17 protein-coding genes, 1 pseudogene and 1 riboswitch are annotated in these 17400 nt (G+C 75.6%); of the genes and pseudogenes, 8 read left to right on the top strand and 10 right to left on the bottom strand.

What is annotated here, in order from left to right; all coding sequences use genetic code 11:
• Positions 1-284 precede the first annotated feature (284 nt).
• Together FB457_RS28870 and FB457_RS28865 are read left to right on the top strand one after the other, a co-directional pair.
• The gene (locus FB457_RS28870; protein ID WP_253911293.1) at positions 285-872 is read left to right on the top strand and encodes a VanZ family protein; all 588 of its coding nucleotides are present in this window, start codon (positions 285-287) and stop codon (positions 870-872) included.
• Positions 873-962: 90 nt separating this feature from the next.
• On the top strand, positions 963-1883 hold the full coding sequence (locus FB457_RS28865) for a YihY/virulence factor BrkB family protein (protein ID WP_047016627.1): 921 nt from the start codon (positions 963-965) through the stop codon (positions 1881-1883).
• Between the two features lie 38 nt (positions 1884-1921).
• On the opposite strand, the gene FB457_RS28860 is transcribed toward FB457_RS28865, so the two are convergent.
• From FB457_RS28860 to FB457_RS28840, 5 genes are all read right to left on the bottom strand, one after another.
• Positions 1922-2278 carry a PRC-barrel domain-containing protein gene (locus FB457_RS28860; protein ID WP_047016628.1) on the bottom strand — a complete coding sequence of 119 codons (357 nt, stop codon included), beginning with the start codon at positions 2276-2278 and terminating at the stop codon, positions 1922-1924.
• 21 nt (positions 2279-2299) lie between these two features.
• A complete protein-coding gene (locus tag FB457_RS28855) occupies positions 2300-3871 on the bottom strand; it encodes a diacylglycerol kinase family protein (RefSeq protein WP_078898309.1) in 1572 nt (523 codons plus the stop codon).
• Positions 3868-4794: a sigma-70 family RNA polymerase sigma factor gene (locus FB457_RS28850; protein WP_486589166.1), complete on the bottom strand. Its 927-nt coding sequence runs from the start codon at positions 4792-4794 to the stop codon at positions 3868-3870. The genes FB457_RS28855 and FB457_RS28850 overlap by 4 nt, the downstream gene beginning before the upstream one ends.
• Before the next feature lie 164 nt (positions 4795-4958).
• Positions 4959-5381, bottom strand: a complete 423-nt coding sequence (locus tag FB457_RS28845) for an STAS domain-containing protein (protein ID WP_047016630.1) — start codon at positions 5379-5381, stop codon at positions 4959-4961.
• A gap of 65 nt (positions 5382-5446) precedes the next feature.
• Positions 5447-5731 (bottom strand): hypothetical protein, encoded by a 285-nt coding sequence (locus FB457_RS28840; protein ID WP_047016631.1) that lies wholly within the window; start codon positions 5729-5731, stop codon positions 5447-5449.
• 141 nt (positions 5732-5872) lie between these two features.
• Between FB457_RS28840 and FB457_RS28835 the strand changes: the two genes are divergently transcribed.
• A complete protein-coding gene (locus tag FB457_RS28835) occupies positions 5873-7237 on the top strand; it encodes a cryptochrome/photolyase family protein (protein ID WP_145783738.1) in 1365 nt (454 codons plus the stop codon).
• A 40-nt stretch (positions 7238-7277) separates the two neighbouring features.
• Here FB457_RS28835 and FB457_RS28830 read toward each other — a convergent pair whose 3' ends face one another.
• The 4 genes and pseudogenes from FB457_RS28830 to FB457_RS28815 all read right to left on the bottom strand — a co-directional run bounded on the left by FB457_RS28830 (position 7278) and on the right by FB457_RS28815 (position 11027).
• Positions 7278-7970, bottom strand: a complete 693-nt coding sequence (locus FB457_RS28830; protein WP_078898310.1) for a (2Fe-2S)-binding protein — start codon at positions 7968-7970, stop codon at positions 7278-7280.
• A 185-nt stretch (positions 7971-8155) separates the two neighbouring features.
• Positions 8156-9043: pseudogene (locus tag FB457_RS28825) on the bottom strand (ABC transporter ATP-binding protein); the annotation flags it as partial.
• Positions 9013-10050, bottom strand: coding sequence for a FecCD family ABC transporter permease (locus tag FB457_RS28820; RefSeq protein WP_047016633.1), 1038 nt, complete (start codon positions 10048-10050; stop codon positions 9013-9015). The gene FB457_RS28820 and the pseudogene FB457_RS28825, both read right to left, overlap by 31 nt.
• The gene (locus tag FB457_RS28815; protein WP_486589175.1) at positions 10047-11027 is read right to left on the bottom strand and encodes an ABC transporter substrate-binding protein; all 981 of its coding nucleotides are present in this window, start codon (positions 11025-11027) and stop codon (positions 10047-10049) included. Before FB457_RS28815 ends, FB457_RS28820 begins: the two co-directional genes overlap by 4 nt.
• A gap of 52 nt (positions 11028-11079) precedes the next feature.
• Positions 11080-11270, bottom strand: a riboswitch (cobalamin riboswitch).
• A gap of 92 nt (positions 11271-11362) precedes the next feature.
• On the opposite strand from FB457_RS28815, the gene FB457_RS28810 reads away from it, so the two are divergent.
• From FB457_RS28810 to FB457_RS28795, 4 genes are all read left to right on the top strand, one after another.
• Positions 11363-11785, top strand: a complete 423-nt coding sequence (locus FB457_RS28810; protein ID WP_173534856.1) for a GNAT family N-acetyltransferase — start codon at positions 11363-11365, stop codon at positions 11783-11785.
• Positions 11786-11834: 49 nt separating this feature from the next.
• Positions 11835-12203 carry an ArsR/SmtB family transcription factor gene (locus FB457_RS28805; protein ID WP_047016634.1) on the top strand — a complete coding sequence of 123 codons (369 nt, stop codon included), beginning with the start codon at positions 11835-11837 and terminating at the stop codon, positions 12201-12203.
• A 92-nt stretch (positions 12204-12295) separates the two neighbouring features.
• Complete coding sequence (locus FB457_RS28800; RefSeq protein WP_145783808.1) at positions 12296-13594, top strand: MFS transporter; 1299 nt, start codon at positions 12296-12298, stop codon at positions 13592-13594.
• Positions 13595-13714: 120 nt separating this feature from the next.
• On the top strand, positions 13715-14509 hold the full coding sequence (locus tag FB457_RS28795; protein ID WP_047016635.1) for a hypothetical protein: 795 nt from the start codon (positions 13715-13717) through the stop codon (positions 14507-14509).
• Positions 14510-14572: 63 nt separating this feature from the next.
• Here the strand turns inward: FB457_RS28795 and FB457_RS28790 are convergent, their stop codons facing one another.
• Entirely contained in the window at positions 14573-15895 is a 1323-nt protein-coding gene (locus tag FB457_RS28790) for an FAD-binding oxidoreductase (protein WP_047016636.1), read from the bottom strand.
• A gap of 635 nt (positions 15896-16530) precedes the next feature.
• Between FB457_RS28790 and FB457_RS28780 the strand changes: the two genes are divergently transcribed.
• On the top strand, positions 16531-17385 hold the full coding sequence (locus tag FB457_RS28780; RefSeq protein WP_047016637.1) for a hypothetical protein: 855 nt from the start codon (positions 16531-16533) through the stop codon (positions 17383-17385).
• Positions 17386-17400 lie beyond the last annotated feature (15 nt).

Genomic DNA, 17400 nt, shown 5'->3' with positions numbered 1-17400 from the left:
GGCCCGCGCCGCGGCGCATCAGTCTTCGCACACGGCAGCGACCGCCGTACGCCCGTCGCGCCACCGGCGCACCGGCGCACACCTCCCGGCGGCCCCACCGGCCGCGCCCGCCCCGCAGGTCACGCCACGGTGCATACCGCCCGGACGGCCGGGTAACCGCCCGCTGACACCGCGCCGGGCACCCCGCCCGGCCCTCGGAAGGGAGGATTCATGTCATCCGCGCCCCCGTCCGCCGACGAGTGGCGATGCGCCCGCGGCACTCCCGCCGACCTCGGGGAGGCGTGATGGGTATCTCCCGTAAGCACCGGCCTCCGACCGCCGCGACCGGCGGCACGGCCGCCGCCGGCGAGCGGCCCGCGGAGCCGCCGGCCGGCGCACCGCCCGTGGCCCGGTGGGTGCGCGCAGCCGCGATGCTGGTCGCGTTCGCCCTGATGGTGGCGTTCGCCGTGGTGCTGGCGCGGCTGACGCTGGAGGGGTCGTCCGCCTCGGAGCCGGTCACACACACGAACCTGCGCCCCGGCGACTCGATCCGCGACTACCTCACCCAGCCGGCGTTCGTCGACACCGTCCGGCAACTCGGCGGCAACATCCTCCTCGGCGTGCCCTTCGGCCTGCTGCTGCCCGTGCTCGTGCCGCCCGCCCGGGGGCTGCTGCGCGTGGGACTGTGCACGGCGGCGGTGATGACGGCCGTCGAGGTGGTCCAGGGCACCTTCCTCACGGGCCGGGCGTTCGACATCGATGACGTCATCCTCAACACCACCGGGGCCTTCCTCGGCTATCTGTTCCTCGGCCGCCGCCTCGGCCGCGCCGTTCACCCGCCGCGCCGCCGCTGGTGGCACCGCGTCTTCCGCGGGCCGCGCCCGGCCGGTTGAAGGGCCGGCGGCCCGCACGCGGTAGACAGGGACGGTCCACGGCGGCGTGCCCGGCGGGCGCGGAGCGAACGAAGAGCGGAGCATGGACCGATGAAGCGTGGGGTGCACGCACGGGGCAGATGGGCGAACGGGGCGCGCTACCGCGCCGCCCTGCGCCGTACCCCGGTGGCCCTCTGGAACGACGACATCAGCGACTGGGCCGCCGCCCTCACGTACTACGCCATACTCACGGTCCTGCCCACGCTCTTCGTCACCCTCACCGTCATCGGCCTCGCCGACCCGTCCGGCACCGAAGCCCTCATCGCCTACATCGCGGGGCTCGCCCCCACCGGCACCGACACGGCGCTCAACGACGCCCTCCACGACGTGACCCGCGGCCACTCCACCGCCTGGATCCTCACCACCGTGGGCACGGCCAGCGCCGTCTGGTCGGCGTGCAGCTTCCTGTCCGTCTTCCGGCGTGCCCTGCACGCGATGTACGGCACCTCCGACAGCCGGCCCGTGCTGCGCCGCGCGCCCGCGATCCTGGCGATGGCGCTGCTGCTGCTGACGCTGCTGGTCTCCGGCGCGCTGACCCTCGTGGTCACCGGGCCCGGCATGCGGGCGCTGGGGCGACCGCTGGGGATGGGCGAGCAGACGGCGGCGCTCTGGGACTTCCTGCGCTGGCCGTTCCTGGTCTTCGTGGCGGCGCTGCTGGTGCTGCTGCTCTTCCGCTCGGGGCCGCCGGAGTCGCGCAACGTGTCGCACGCCGTGCCGGGCGGGCTGCTGGCGGGCGTGCTGTGGCTGCTGGCGTCGGTGGGGTTCGCGATGTACGCGTCGTACGCGGCGGGGACGTACAGCAGGCTGTACGGGTCACTCGCCGGGGTCGTCGTCTTCCTGATCTGGCTGTGGTTCTCGAACCTGGCGCTGCTGGCGGGCGCGCAGTTCAACGCGCTGCTCGCGCGCGGTGAGGGCAATCCGGAGGCCGCCCGCCCACCGCGGCGCCCTGCGGTGCCTGCCGTACCGCGGTGAGGACCGCGGCGCCCTGAGGCGCCGGGCCGGGAGCCTGGTCAGCGGCGGGCCAGCCGGCGTTCGCCCGCCGCGCCCGACTCGTACTCCAGCTCGTAGTGCCTGAAGACCGCCGGCTCCTCCTCGAACGCCAGCTCCCCGTCCGTATCGATCGACGGCGCGGACTTCACCTGGCCCTTGTCGTACGCGACGGTCACGTACCCGGGGCTGACGGACGCGCCCTCCAGCGGGACGAACACCAGCCGCTTGCGCCCCGGCACGCCCGCCTTGACGGTGGCGAACGACGGCGCGTCCGTGCGGGTGTCGACGTAGACGGCCTCCATCTCGCCGATCTTGCCGCCGTCCGCGCCGCGGACCGAGTGGCCGCGCCACTCACGGATGTCGTGTGCCTCGATCATGCGGGCCTCCCGGGGGATGCGTCAGCTCCTTGCCGGCCGGTAGACGGTCAGCGCTCTTTCGAGCTTATCCAGCTCAAACGCGGTCGGCGCGGGGACGACCTCCCCGTCGTAGGCCATCCGCGTGCCTTCCGGCAGCCCCGAGACGACGATCCGGCGCAGCCGGCCCGCCGCGTACAGCCGGGTCCTGGCCAGGCCGCCGGCCAGCGCCGTGGCCAGCAGCCGGGCCCGCGCGAAGTCCCCTGCGCGGGCGATGCGCACGTCCAGCACGCCGTCGGCGAGGTTGTCGCGGCGCACGGGCGCGATGCCCACGCTGTGGTACGCGCCCGACCCCGCGAACAGCAGCCACACCTCCCGCCGCCGGCCGTTGATCCGCGCGCTGACGGGTTGTGCCGTACGTATGACGCGCAGCACCGCCGCGACCGTGCCGAGCGGGCCGCGGAACGGCGGCGGGAAGTGCTCGCGCCGCCGCACCAGCTCGGGGTAGACGCCGAGGCTGAAGGTGTTCAGGAAGAGGGCCGGCGGGCCCGCGGGCTCCCGCGGGCGGAGCCGGCCGACGTCCACGGCGACGGCGCTGCCGTGCGTCACCGCCTCGCCGGCCTCCGCGATGCTCTCCACCCCGAGGTCGGTGGCGAAGTGATTGAACGTGCCGCCCGGCAGCACCGCCAGCGGCACGCCGTGCCGCAGGGCCGCCTCCGCCGCCGCGGCCACCGTGCCGTCGCCGCCGCAGACGCCCAGGGCACCGCCGTGCCGCGCCGCCTCCCGCGCCGCGGTGTCCAGCAACTCGGGCAGCGGTCCCGCCCCGGGTCCTGCCGGGGTGTCGGCGAGCGCCACCCGGGCCTCCGGCAGCACCGTCGCGAGCTGCTGCACCGGGTCGCCGAACTGCTGCGCGCCGGAGGCGGGGTTGACCACGACGTAGAGCCCCGCGCCCCCGGGCAGCGCGGGCGCCTCGGCGGGCGGCGGCGCCGGGTGCGTCCCGCGGGCGCGGGGCGGCGCCAGGCGGCGTACGACGAGCGCCGCGCCCAGCCCGAGCGCGGCCCCGGCGAGCACGTCGCTGGGGTAGTGGGCGCCGGTGTAGATCCGGGAGAAGGCGACCGACCACGCGACCGGCGCCAGGGCCAGACCCCAGCGCGGGGACTCCATCGCGACGCCGCACGCGAAGGCGGCGGCGGAGGCGGTGTGTCCCGAGGGGAAGGACGAGGTGATCGGCTGGCGCGTGAGATGCCGGATGACGGGCACCGCGTCGAGCACCGGGCGGGCGCGGCGGAACGCGCCCTTGCCCGCGGTGTTCGCCGTCGCGGAGGCCAGCGCCAGCGAGCCGAGCCCGCGCAGCGCGGCGCGCCGCCCGCGCGGGCCGCCGAACGCGGCGACGGCCGCGGCGGTGCCGAACCACAGGACGCCGTGGTCGGCGGCGCGGCTCAGCCGCGGCAGCACCGGCTCGGCGCCGGGCCAGCGGGTCGCGGCGATCCGGGCGAAGAGCGCGTGGTCCGCCCGGCGCAGCCGCCGGGTCCCGGCGATCCCGGTCGCCTTCCGGCGCCGTACGCGGCCGGGGCGCACGGAACGCCCGCCCCGCCGCAGGCGCGCGCCGGCGCTCACGCCGGCTCGGTCAGTCCCTCACGCAGGCGTCTGAGGATCGAGGACAGCAGCCGGGACACGTGCATCTGCGAGATGCCCAGCTCCGCGCCGATCTCGCTCTGCGTCATCTCGGCGCCGAACCGCAGGTCGAGCACCTTGCGGTCGCGCTCCGGCAGCGCCTCGACCAGCGGTTTGAGCGACACCAGGTTCTCGACCTTCTCCAGGTCGGGGTCCGTGACCCCGGTGCGCCGCGCGAGGAAGGACTCGCCCTCCTCGTCGGCGGCGTGGTAGTCGAGCGACGACGTCTTGTACGCGTTGGCGGCGACCAGCCCCTCGACGACCTCGTCCGGGTCGAGACCGGTCTGCTCCGCGAGCTCCGCGACGCTCGGGCCGCGGCCCAGCGTCTGCTCCAGCCGCGCACTCGCCTTCGCCAGCGTCAGCCGCCGCTCCTGCATCCGCCGCGGCACCCGCACCGCCCAGGAGGTGTCGCGGAAGTGGCGCTTGATCTCGCCCATGATCGTGGGCAGCGCGAACGTGGGGAACTCGGTGCCCTCGCCGAGGTCGTAGCGGTTGATCGCCTTGATCAGGCCGACGGTGCCGACCTGCACGACGTCCTCGCGGGACTCGCTGCGCAGCCGGAAGCGGCTGACGGCGTAGCGGACGAGCGCGAGGTTCAGCTCGACGAGGGTGTTGCGGACGTACGAGTAGGCGTACGTGCCCTCCTCCAGCTCGGCCAGCCGGGCGAAGAGGACCCGGGACAGGGCGCGCGCGTCGGCGGTGCTCGCCTCGCGCAGCTCGGGCAGCGGCGGCAGGTCGAGGCCGGCGAGCGGGTCTGCGCCCGTGTCGGTGGCCGGGGCGGTGCCCGTCGCGGGGCCGGGGCCGGTGGCGGTGGCCGTGGCGTGGCCGGTCTCGGGCCCGTGGTCGCGCGTCACGAATGTCGTCATGGTGTCCCCCTGATGTGGACTTCTGCTCGACAGGCGTGGTGTGCAGCTACCCGTCATCACGGCGGCTATACCTGACCGTTACTTTGCATCCGTAACCAACGTGGTCCGACAACACCCCTTCCAGCTCGCATTTCCGCTCGTCCCTGGGCCATTTGCAGCACGCGTCAACGATCGGGGCGCGAGGGGCGCGCAGCGTCCGGGACCGCGCCGGGCGGCCAGCGCGCCCGCAGCGGCTCCGGCACGTGCTCCAGCGCCTCCCGCACACTGCGGTACATGGCGATCACGTCGGTGCTGCCGGTCTGCTCCAGCAGGTACGTCACCCGCCGGCCGACGGCGGCGAGCAGCAGTTCGCCGCCCTGCCTGCGCAGCAGCCAGCGCACCGCGAAGAGGCAGTTGAGGCCGCGGGAGTCGCAGAAGGTGAGCGTGGTGAGGTCGAGGACGACGTAGCGGTGCCCGGAGTCCACGCACGACCCCACGGTGTCGAGGAAGAGCCGCTCGCCCCCGTGGTCCAGTTCGCCGCCGACGCGGATCACCGCGCACTGCGCGCTGGAGCTGAGCACGTTCAACGTCAGCCGGTGTGCCCTCATCGTCCCTCCCTCCCGCGGCCTCCGGTCCTGCGGCCTCCGGTCCCGCTGCTGCCTCCGGCGTCAGGTCACCACCGCTTGACGGTCCTGGACACCGTGTGCCCGACCGCGAGGTAGACGCAGGCGGCGATCCCGTAGTTGAGCAGGACCTGCCACCAGTCGGGGTCCACGGTGAACATGTCGCGGGACCAGCCCGCGAGCCAGCTCGCGATGTCGTGCACGAAGGCGACGAAGTCGTTCGAGCGGTTCGCGTCGAGGACGTACAGGAGTATCCACAGTCCGATCACGATCGCGGCCAGATCCGCGATCCCGGCGATCACCGCCGCCGCACTGGGTCTGCTTCTGTTCGGCATTCACGGCGTCTTGCCGAGTAACGAATCGGTAAACGCCGCGCGGGGGCGGGGCTTCGGTGGCGTACGTCACGGGACGGGCCGGGGCGTACGCCACCGGCATGGCGCGCGGCGCCGGGGCGGCGGCACCGTGAGAATGCCGGGATGAGCGTCGCCGTCTGCCTCTTCACGTCCGACCTGCGGCTGCACGACAACCCCGCGCTGCACGCCGCCGTGCACGCCGCCGATGACGTCGTGCCGCTGTTCGTGGCGGACGACGCCCTCGCCCGGATCGGGTTCGCGCCGCCCAACAGGCGGGCGTTCCTCGCGGACTGCCTCGCCGGTCTCGACGAGGCGCTGCGGGCGCGCGGCGGCCGCCTCGTCGTCCGCGCCGGGGACCCGGTCCGCGAGGCCGTCCGGGTCGCGGCGGCCGCGGGGGCGGGCGAGGTGCACGTCGCCGCGGGCGTCAGCGCGTACGCCCAGCGCCGCGAGACCCGGCTGCGCGAGGCGCTGGCGGCGGACGGGCGGCGGCTCGTCGTGCACGAGGCGGCGGTCACCGTGCTGGCGCCGGGTGCGGTGACGCCGCAGGGGCGGGACCACTTCGCGGTGTTCACCCCGTACTTCCGCCGCTGGCGCGCCGCCGCGCCCCGCACGCCGCTGCCCGCGCCGCGCCGCGTCCCGGTGCCCGCGGGGGTGCGCTCGATCGCGCTCCCGGCGCGCGCGGAGGTCTCCGGCACCTCACCGGGCCTGGCCCGCGGCGGCGAGAAGGAGGGCAGGCGGCGCTTCGCGGCCTGGCTTCGTACCGGGGTGGCCGCGTACGCGGACCGCCACGACGACCTCCCCGGCGACGCCACCTCCCGGCTCTCCCCGCACCTGCACTTCGGCACGCTCTCCGCCACCGAACTCGTCCACCGCGCCCGCGCGGCGGGCGGCCCGGGCGCCGACGCGTTCGTCCGGCAGCTCGCCTGGCGGGACTTCCACCACCAGGTCCTCGCCGCGCGCCCCGACGCGGCGCACGCCGACTACCGCCCGCGCGGCGACCGGTGGCGCACGGACGCCGACGGGACCGCGGCGTGGCGCGCGGGGCGGACCGGCTACCCGATCGTCGACGCGGCGATGCGGCAGCTCGCGCACGAGGGCTGGATGCACAACCGCGGGCGGCTGCTGACGGCGAGCTTCCTGACGAAGACGCTGTACGTGGACTGGCGGGTCGGCGCCGCGCACTTCCTCGGCCTGCTCGTCGACGGGGACATCGCGAACAACCAGCTCAACTGGCAGTGGGTAGCCGGGACGGGCACCGACACGCGGCCGAACCGGGTGCTCAACCCGCTGGCGCAGGCGCGGCGTTACGACCCGGAGGGGGTGTACGTGCGGCGGTGGGTACCCGAGCTGGCGGGGTTCGCGGGGGCGGCGGTGCACCGGCCGTGGAGGCTGCCGGCGGGGGAGCGGGCGGAGTCGCGGTATCCGGAACGGGTGGTGGAGCTGGCGGAGGGGGCGGACCGGTTCCTGCGGGGGCGGGGGAAGCGGTGAGGCGGTGGCGGGTCCTGGCGTTGTACGGGGCGGGCGGCCGTCACGTACGCAGGGAGCAGTCGCCGCACGTGCCGCCGCCGGGGACGCGGTAGTACAGGCAGCAGCTACGGCGCCGGAAGGTCAGCCCCGGCCCCGTGAGCAGTCCCGTGCCGGCCAGCCGCCCCGTGCACAGCAGGGCGCCGGTGAGCCGGGTGAGCGGGTCGCCCAGCGCCGGGCGGGCGGCGCGGAGCGCGGCGGCGGCGCCGACGAGCGCGGAGGCGGCGTTGCCGTAGAGCAGCCCGGCGGCGACCTTGACGCGCAGCCCCGCGGCGAGCGGCTCCAGGTGCCGGGTCACCACCTCCTCGTACAGCACCTCGGGCAGCCGGGCCGCCGCGGGCGCCGGCCGCCCGGCGGGCACGGGCAGCCGCAGCGCGGGGCCTTCGTCGGCGCGCTGGAGCCCGGTCAGGTCCGGTAGGACGCCGTGGAGGAGGGCGCAGGCGAGCACCGGGGACCAGAGCCGGGAGGCGTGGCCGAACTGGACGAGGGAGGCGCCGATGCGGAGTTCGGCGGTGCCGTAGCGGCCGGCGGTGGCGGCGACGAGGTCGGCGGCGCCGCGGGCGTAGGTTCCGGCGACGGGGTGCCAGCCGTCGCCGGGCCCGGCGACGGCGAGGGCGAAGAACGGCCCGAGTGCGGCGACGTCTTCGAGCGCGGCGGCGACGACGGCCGGGGACAGGGGCTGGTCGGCGGGTGTCACGGTGCTCCCTTCGGGGCGGGGTCGGACGGCGCGGCGGCGGTGGGCGGCTCGGGTGGCCCGGGCGGCTCCGGCGGGCCGGGCGGGACCATGCGCGGGGGTGGGGTGTCGTCCGGAGGTACGCCGAACGGGCCGTGCGAGCCCGTGCCATCAGGCACGCGCGCGTCCCCTGGCGAATCCGCGTCCCCGGGCAGCCCCGCGCCACCCGGCGCATCCGGGTCCCCCGCCCTGGCCGCTCCCGGCGGGGGCCCGTCCGGGAGCAGGGTGATGTGGGGGCGGGACGTGGCCGGGTGGACGGTGACCTCCGCCGCCACCCCGTACACCTCCGCGAGCAGCGCCGGCGTCAGCACCTCCGCCGGCGGGCCCGCGGCGACCGCGCGGCCGGCCCGTAGCACGCAGATGCGGTCGCAGAACGCGGCCGCCAGATTGAGGTCGTGGAGGGCGACCAGCGCGGTGGCGCCGAGGCCGCGGACGAGGCGGAGGGCGTCGAGCTGGTGGCGCAGATCGAGGTGGTTGGTCGGCTCGTCGAGCACCATCGTGCCCGCGCGCTGCGCCAGCGCCCGCGCGATCAGCACCCGCTGCTTCTCGCCCCCCGACAGCCGGTCGAACGGCGCCCCGGCCAGGTCCGCCGCCCCGACCGCCGCGAGGCTGCCGGCGATGACGGCGCGGTCGGCGTCATCGTCCCCGGCGAAGGCGCGCTTGTGCGGCGTCCGGCCCATGGCCACCACGTCGTACACCGTCAGCTCGAAGGCGCCCGGGATCTCCTGGAGCACCGCGGCGAGCCGCCGCGCCAGCCGCTTGGCGGGCAGGGCGCGCACGTCGTCGCCGTCGAGGAGTACGCGCCCGGAGGTGGGCCGCAGCGCGCGGTAGACGGTGCGCAGCAGCGTCGTCTTGCCCGCGCCGTTGGGGCCGACGAGGCCGACGACCTCGCCGGGCGCGACGTCGAGGGAGACCGCCTCGACGAGCGTGCGCCCGCCCGCGGTGACGGTGACGGACTCCAGCCGCAGGGCGCCGGGCGCGGCGGGGGCGCCGGGCGCGCGGCCGGTCACCGGGCGGCCCCGCGGCGCATCAGCCAGAGGAAGAACGGCCCGCCGGCCAGCGCCGTCAGTACTCCCACCGGGACCTCCTCGGGGCTGATCAGCGTGCGCGCCGCCAGGTCGGCGGCGATGAGGAACGCCGCGCCGAGCAGCGCCGCCGCGGGCAGCGCCCGCCGGTGGTCGGCGCCGGTGAGCAGGCGCACCACGTGCGGCAGGATCAGCCCGACGAACCCGATCGCCCCGCTGACCGCGACCGCCGCGCCGACCATCACGGCGACGAGCGCGAACATCGCGGAGCGGAAGCGGTGCACGTCCAGGCCGAGGGCGGCGGCGGCCTCCTCGCCGGCGAGGAGCAGGTTCAGCGGCCGGGCCACGGCCAGCAGCGCGACCGTACCGAGGACGACGACGGCCAGCGGGATCCAGATGAGCCGCCAGGTGCTGCCGGCGAGGCCGCCGAGCATCCAGCGGAGCGCGGCCTGCGTCTTGTGCGGGTCGCCCGAGGTGACGATGAGGAACCCGACGACGGCGGAGAGGACTTCGGCCGTGGCGACGCCCGCGAGCACCAGGCGCAGCGACGTCATGCGGCCGTCGGCTCCGAGCGCGAGGAAGTAGACGGCGACGAGCGCGGCGAGGGCGCCGGCGAAGGCCGCGAGCGGCAGCGTGAAGAGGCCGAGGACGGTGACGTTGAGGACCACGACGAGCACGGCGCCGACCGTGGCGCCCGAGGAGATGCCCAGCAGCATGGGGTCGGCGAGCGGATTCCGTACGAGCGCCTGGAGCGCCATCCCGCACACCGCGAGCCCCGCCCCCACCGCCCCGGCGAGCAGCACGCGCGGGAGGCGCACGTCCCAGACGATGGTCTCGCGCACCGGGCTCCAGCCGGGGTCCGCGAGGGCGGGGTGGAGGCGGTGCAGGAGGATGCCCCAGACCTGGCCCGCGGGGACGCGGACGGAGCCGAGGGCGACGGCGGCGGTGGCGGAGAGCAGCAGCAGGCCGAGGAGGAGGACGAGCAGGGCGGGGAAGGGCAGCGCCCGGGCCCTCGTCACCGGAAGCGGTCCGGATGGAGCTGGCGGGCCAGCGAGTCGACGGCCTCCGGGACCCGTACGCCGAGGACGGTCGAGGACAGCGGGAGGACGGCGAAGCGTTCGTTCCGTACCGCCGGGACGTCCTGGAGCGCGGGGTGGGAGAGGAGGAACCGCTTCTTGTCGGCGACGGACTGGTCGCCGTAGTCGTAGATGACGATCGCGTCCGGGGCGCGGGCGGCGACCTGCTCGAACGACACATCGCCGAAGGGCTTGCCGAGGCCGGCGAAGACGTTGGCGCCGCCGGCCAGTCCGATGATCTCGTTGCCGATCCCGCCGCCGCCCGCGGTGAACGCGGTCTTGTCGCCGCTGTCGTAGACGAAGACCTCCGCGGCCTCCACCCCGGCGACCGCGTCCCGCACGCCGTCGAGCGTCCCGTGCAGCTCGCCGAGGAGCTTCTCCGCCCGCCGCGGGACGCCGAACACCTCGGCGACGGTGCGTATCTCGCGGTCCATGAGGTCCACCGTCACCGGCGGCTCGGCACACGCCTCCAGGCTGAGGTACGAGTCGATGCCGGCCCCGGCGAGCGCGTCACGGCCGCGGCCCTCCTCGAAGGTGCTGGCGAACCCGCCGTAGACGAAGTCGGGTTCCGCGGCGAGAAGGGTCTCGTAGGAGGGGTACTCGTCGGCGATCACCTCGATGCCTGCGTACGCCCCGCGGTAGGCGGGCAGGATCTCGTCGTCGAGATAGCCGGTGCCGACCACGGACTTCTCCAGCCCGAGGGCGAGCATGATCTCGGTGACGTGCTGGTTGAGGGTCACGGCCCGCTCGGGGGGCCGCTCGTAGACGGTCTCGACCCCGCAGTTGCCGACGGTCACCGGAAACCCGGGCGGCGACTCCCCCTCCGCCCGCCCGCCGTCCCGCGCGGGCCCCCCGCAGGCGGCGGCGAAGAGCAGGGACAGGGGAACGACCACACGCAACGACCGCACCGGGCCGCGCAGCAGGGCACGCACGACGGCGCACGCTCCTCTCCGGGGAAATCCGCCCCAGATCCGTCGAGGAGGCGACGACGTGAGTCTCCTGGCTCTCGGTTCACCGCCGGCCCCTGGCCTTCCCACCCCCGCGGGGGCAGTGGCCTGTTCGGAGCCGGCTCACCGATCACAGTGGCGGGACCGCACCGGATTCACACCGGTTTCCTCGTTCCGCCGTCGCCTTTGGCAGCGCCATCATCGCAGACGAACACCCTCCCGCGGGAGGGCACGTGGCGTGCGTGACAGGCGCCCGGGAGCGGGCGCCACCACCTGATCGCCGGCGGCACCCCGTTAGGGTGTAACGCATGATGTCGATGAGTGACCCTTACGAGATACGGGCCGGGGTGCCGTCCGTCGCGGACTACCGGCGGTTGCGGACCGGGGCCGGGTTGTCGGACAAGGCGGCCGAGGCCGCCGCCGTGGGGCTGCCGCAGACCTGGTACGGGGTGGTCGTGTACCACCGCGGGGTGCCCGTGGGGATGGGGCGGGTCGTGGGGGACGGGGGGACCGTGTTCCAGGTGGTGGACATGTGCGTGCTGCCGGACCACCAGGGGCAGGGACTCGGGAAGCAGATCATGGCGGAGCTCGTCGCGGAGCTGGACCGGCGGGCGCCCGCCACCGCGTACGTGTCGCTCGTCGCCGACGGGCCCGCCCGGTTCCTGTACGAGAAGTTCGGCTTCGCCGACGTCGCCGGGCACGGCTCCCTCGGCATGTACCGCGCCGGCTGAGCAGCCGCGACGCCCGGCCCCGGGCCTCGTACGGCCATACGATAGGCGCATGCCGGAGCGCGACACCGCCCCCTCGCCCACCCCCGCCGTCCACCGTCACGAGTGGACGCCCGACCGGGAGCAGCTCGAAGCCGCGAGCACGGTCTTCGCGCTGCTCGCCGACGCGACGCGGCTGCACCTGCTGTGGCTGCTCGCCGAGGGCGAGGCCGACGTCACCGAGCTGGCCACCGCCAGCGGCGCCGCCCGGCCGGCCGTCAGCCAGCATCTGGCCAAGCTGCGCCTCGCCCACCTGGTGCACTCCAGGAAGGAGGGCCGCCGCGTCGTGTACTCGCTGCGCGACGGGCATCTGCGCGGTCTCGTCATCGAGGCCCTCAACCACGCCGACCACCTCATGACCGGCGAGCCCTGGCACTCCTGAACCGGTAACCGCCCCGCGGGAATAGCCCCCGGACCTCCCTCTGTTTAACATGTGCGTATATGCGCACACGAGCAAAGGAAGAGGCCAGGGCCATGTTCTCCGTACTCCGCAACCGCACCTACCGGCACCTCTTCGCCGCCCAGGTCATCGCCCTCGTCGGCACCGGCCTCGCCACCGTCGCGCTCAGCCTCCTCGCCTACGACCTCGCCGGCGGCAACGCCTCCGCCGTCCTCGGCACCGCCCTGGCCGTCAAGATGGTCGCCTACGTCGGCATCGCCCCCGTCATCGGCGCCCTCGGCGACCGCATCCCGCGCCGCGCCCTGCTGGTCGCCGCCGACCTCGTGCGCGGCGTCGTCGCGCTCGCGCTGCCGTTCGTGACCGAGGTCTGGCAGATCTACGTGCTGATCTTCTTCCTCCAGTCCGCCTCCGCCGCGTTCACCCCGACCTTCCAGGCCACCATCCCCGAGGTGCTCCCCGCCGAGCGCGACTACACCCGCGCGCTCTCGCTGTCGCGGCTCGCGTACGACATGGAGAGCCTCTTCAGCCCCGTGCTCGCGGCCGGGCTGCTGACGCTCCTCACCTACGACCGGCTCTTCCTCGGCACCGCCGCCGGCTTCGCCGCCTCCGCCGCGCTGGTCGTCTCGGTGGCGCTGCCGAAGCCCGTCCCGCGCGAGGGGGGCGGGGAGGGCGGCACGGAGAGCGGCGGGGTGTTCGCCAGGGCCGCGTACGGGATGAAGCTCTTCGGCTCCGCGCCGCAGCTCCGCGCGCTCCTGGCGCTCAACCTCGCCGTCGCGGCGGCCAGTTCGATGGTGATCGTCAACACCGTGGTCCTGGTCCGCGACCACTTCGCCCGCCCGGTCGGCGACGTGTCGCTCGCGCTGGGCGCCTACGGCGCCGGGTCGATGGCCGTCGCGCTGGCGCTCCCCCGGGTGCTGGAGCGGGCCGGCGACCGCGCGGTGATGCTGCCGGCGGCTTTCGTGCCGGCGCCGGTGCTGGCCGTCGTCGGGACGGGCCTCGCGGCGGGGGTGAGGACCTGGCCGGCGCTGCTCGCGGCGTGGGCCGTGCTCGGCGCGGCGACCTCGGCGATGGTGACGCCGGCGGGGCGGGTGATCCGCGGCGCGGTGCCGGGGAAGGCGGACCTGCCGGCGGCGTTCGCGGCGCAGTTCTCGCTGTCGCACGTCGCGTGGCTGGTGACGTACCCGCTGGCCGGCTCTCTCGCGGCACGGGCCGGGACGGGGGTGGCGGCGGGCGTGCTGGCGGTCATCGGGCTCGCGGCGGCGGTGGCGGCGGTGCTGGTGTGGCGGCCGGCGGGCGCGGCGCGTACGGCCGGGCCCTCCCTGCGGGACCGCGGCGCGCGGCTCACCCGGGACCGTACGACCACCGCGGCGTGACGCCCTCAAACCGCCCCGCGTGACACGCGTCACCGCACGTCGCCATACCCCCAGGGGGTATCTCTGCTACGCTGATCACCAGAGAGACCGCACCGGAGACGAAGGGCAAGGAGACCCACCATGAACGCCACCCAGCACCACGACGCCGGCCACGGTCAGCACGGTGCGCACGGTCACCACGGTCACCACGCCCCCGCGGGACCCGCCGGGCTGGACAGCTCCGAGGACGGCTACACCCTCGCGCTGGAGACCACCGCGGCACCCGCGGGCGCCGAGACCGAGCTGCGCTTCCGCCTCCTCGGCAACGACGGCCGCCCGGTCACCGGCCTGACGCCCATCCACGACAAGCTCGTCCACCTGATCGTCGTACGCCGCGACCTCACCCGCTACGTCCACGTCCACCCCGCGGAGGCGGCCGACGGCACCTGGTCCGTCCGCGTCCTCCTTCCCGAGGCCGGCGCCTACCGCGTCTTCGCCGACTTCGCCCCCGCCGCGCTCGGCCGCACCCTCACGCTCGGCGCGGACCTGACGGCCGGCGACGGCGCCGGGCCCGCGCACGAACTCCCCGCGCCCGCCCCGGCCTTCACCGTCGACGGCCGCGAGGTGACCCTCACCGGCGAACTGGCGGCGGGCGAGGGGCGGCGGCTGGAGTTCGCCGTCGCCCGCGACGGCGAACCGGTCACCGACCTGCAGCCCTACCTGGCCGCGTACGGCCACCTCGTGGCGGTGCGCCGGGAGGACCTCGCGTACGTCCACGTCCACCCGGACGGCTCCCCCGGCGACGGGACGACCGGACCCGGCCCCGTCGTGGCGTTCCACGCGCAGGTGCCGGGCCCGGGGACGTACCGGCTGTTCCTCGACTTCAAGCACGAGGACGCGGTGCGCACCGCGGAGTTCACCGCGGTCGTACGGTGACGGCGGTGAACGGGCCGGAAGGCGGGGCCGCCGGTCAGGCCCCCGGTCCCGCCGGTGCAGGAGTCAGTCCTTGCCGACCGGGAAGTTGCTGCGGAACACCCCCTGCGGGTCGCGGGCGCGCTTGACGGCCCGCAGGCGGGCCAGGCTCTCCGGGCCGAAGACGTCCGCCGGGCTCTCGTCGGGGCCCAGGAACGTGTACGGCTTGCGGCCCGCGACGTACGGATCGAGGGCCTTCACCAGCGCGCTCCGGCGGACGGGGATGCCGGCCGCCGCCTCGGGGGAGAACGGGACGCCGAAGAGGTACAGCAGGTACGGCTCCGGCAGCGCGCCGTGCGGGGAGTCCGAGGGACGGCCCAGCGCGCCGCCGACGTGGCGGAGCTGGACGCCGAGCAGCGGCGCGATCGGCTCCGCGAGGAGCGCGTCGATCACGGTGTCGTCGACGGCCGTGAGCATCTCGGCGCGGCCGAGGCCCGGACTGGGGTCGGTGGGCTCGGCGGTGATGGTGCCCAGCTCGTGGACGGGCAGCACGGCCCGGTTGTCGTCGATCCGGCCGGCGATCGCATCGAACGGGCGCAGCAGCTCGGGCCCGGCGTCCCCGGCGCCCTCGCCGAGGTACGTGGTGTGGACGGCGACCATCGGGTCGGCACCGGGGAGGTTCAGCAGGCCGGCCCAGACGGTCAGCTCGTCGGGCGCCGCGGCGGTCACCGAGCGGAAGACGTCGAGCACCTCGCGGGCCTGCGCGCCGGGCCAGAGCATCTGGCCGCCGTAGAGGGCGGGCGCGGGGTGCAGGCGGAACTCCGTCGCGGTGACGAGCGCGTAGTCGCCGCCGCCGCCCCGCAGGGCCCAGAACAGCTCGGGGTCGCTCTCGGCGGTCACCCGGGCGGGCACGCCCTCGGCGTCGACGACCTCGAAGGCGGTGACCGAGTCGGCCGCCCAGCCGTGCGCGCGGCTGAACCAGCTGACGCCGCCGCCCAGCGAGTAGCCCGTGACGGAGACGACAGGCGAGCTGCCGGGGAGCCCGGTCAGCCCGTGCCGTGACGCCTCCTCCTGTACGCGCCCCCACTTCACCCCGGCGCCGACCCGCGCGATCCGCGCCGCGGGGTCGACCCGCACCTCGTCCAGCAGCCCGGTGCGCAGCAGAACGGCGCCCTCCACGGCCCCCGAAGCGCCGTGCCCCGCGGGCTGCGTGGCGACCGCGACACCGGCCCGCCGCGCGAAGCGGACCAGCGCGGCGACGTCGTCGGCGTCGGCCGCCTCCACGACGCCGGCGGCGGCGGGCTGCGGCACGGCCAGGTTCCACGGCCTGGTGGCCACCTCGAAGCCGTCGTCGCCGGGCAGGAGCACCCGGCCGCGGACGGCGGAACGGAGTTCGGCGAAGCTGCTCATCTCGGATCCTTACGGAAGTCAGCAACAAACGGTTCGGATCCGAGCATCTCGCGCGGGTCTGACATCGGGCCGCGGGGGGCGCCCGTACGGACCGGATCTTCCGGGACATACGAGACAGCGCGGACGGACCGCGTCCGGGGCAGGTCCTGGAACCGCCCCGGCCGCGACGCCAGTCGGGCGCGGGCCTACGCGAACGCCGCCTCGGCGTCCAGTGCGCCCGTGCACACCGGCACCGTCCGCCACGGCGTACGGGCCAGCACCCGCCGGGTCAGCTCCGAACACCTCGCGCGCGAGGATGCCGGCCTCCTCGAAGTGGTCGACCACCGCCCCGTCTTCGCGGAGCGCGGCGGCGAGGGCGCCACACAGGGTGGACTTGCCGGCCCCGGGGCTGTTCCCGATCACGGACACGACCTGAACGGTCATCGCGGCAGTCGCGCAGCCGCCGCACGGGCCCCGCGGAGTGGGTGCGATATCCGGAGGTGCGAGGGTCTGTACCACCTTCGTCAATGTGAGATAGGTCTCACCGCCGCACTTCTTATGGGGATTCTTCGTGCTCCGCGGGATTCCTGCGCTGGCACATTGTTCCGGCGTCGGAGCACCCCTCGCCCCCACGCGACGGAAGGGACGCCACGACAGTGACGACGATCTACTGCCCGCGGTGCGACAGCCGGCACGACCCGGCGGGAGCGCCGTGGTGCGCGCAGCCGCGCGACGTGCCCGCGGTCCCCGAGATCTACGGGACCCTCGGCGCCCCGGCGCAGCTTCCCGCGGGAGCGCCGAACGGACCTGCGCCCACGGACCTGGAGCTGTTCGACGACCACGACCGGACGGCAGCCCTGCCCGCGGTGCCGGAAGCCGCGTACGGCGGCGACGGCGTGGGTGCGGAACTCGTGCCCGTACGGCCCCGGTCGCGGCACCGGCGCTACAAGCGGCGCAGCCGGCGGCTGGCCGGTCTCGCGGCCGCCGGTATGACCGTGCTCTCCGGCGGGCTGCTCGCCGCGAACGCCATGGGCGGCGGCGGAGGTGCCCGTACGGACGAGGCAGTGGCGCGGACCGACACCCCCGTGCAGCCGCTCCCGTCCGAGGAGCCCGGCGGCGACGGCGGCGCCGGCCAGGACGGCGACCGCCCCTCGGGCGCGGCGAAGCCGGACGGCGCGGAGCCCGCCGGGCCGCGGACCGGACCGACGAAGGCCGCCCGCGACGCGGACCGGCCCGCGGAGAGCCCGGCACCGACGAAGGACAGCCCGGCGCCGACGACCACCACCCCGGCGGAGGGCCGCGTCACCGCGCCGGACACCGCCGAACCCGAGTCGTCGTCACCGTCCACCGGCACCCCGACGCCCACGCCGAGCAACGAGGGCGACACCGACGGCGGCTCCGGTGGCTCCGGCGGCTCGGGAGGCTCGGGCGACTCCGGCGGCGGCTCGGCCGAGGACTCCGACCACGGCGGCCTCGAACTCGACCTCCCCCTCCTCCCCGGCCTCCTCTGACGGCACCCGCCACGC

This window comes from Streptomyces sp. CNZ287 (assembly GCF_007827615.1).
The sequence above is the reverse complement of the archived record's forward strand: the minus strand, read 5'-3'. Positions and strand labels throughout refer to the sequence as shown.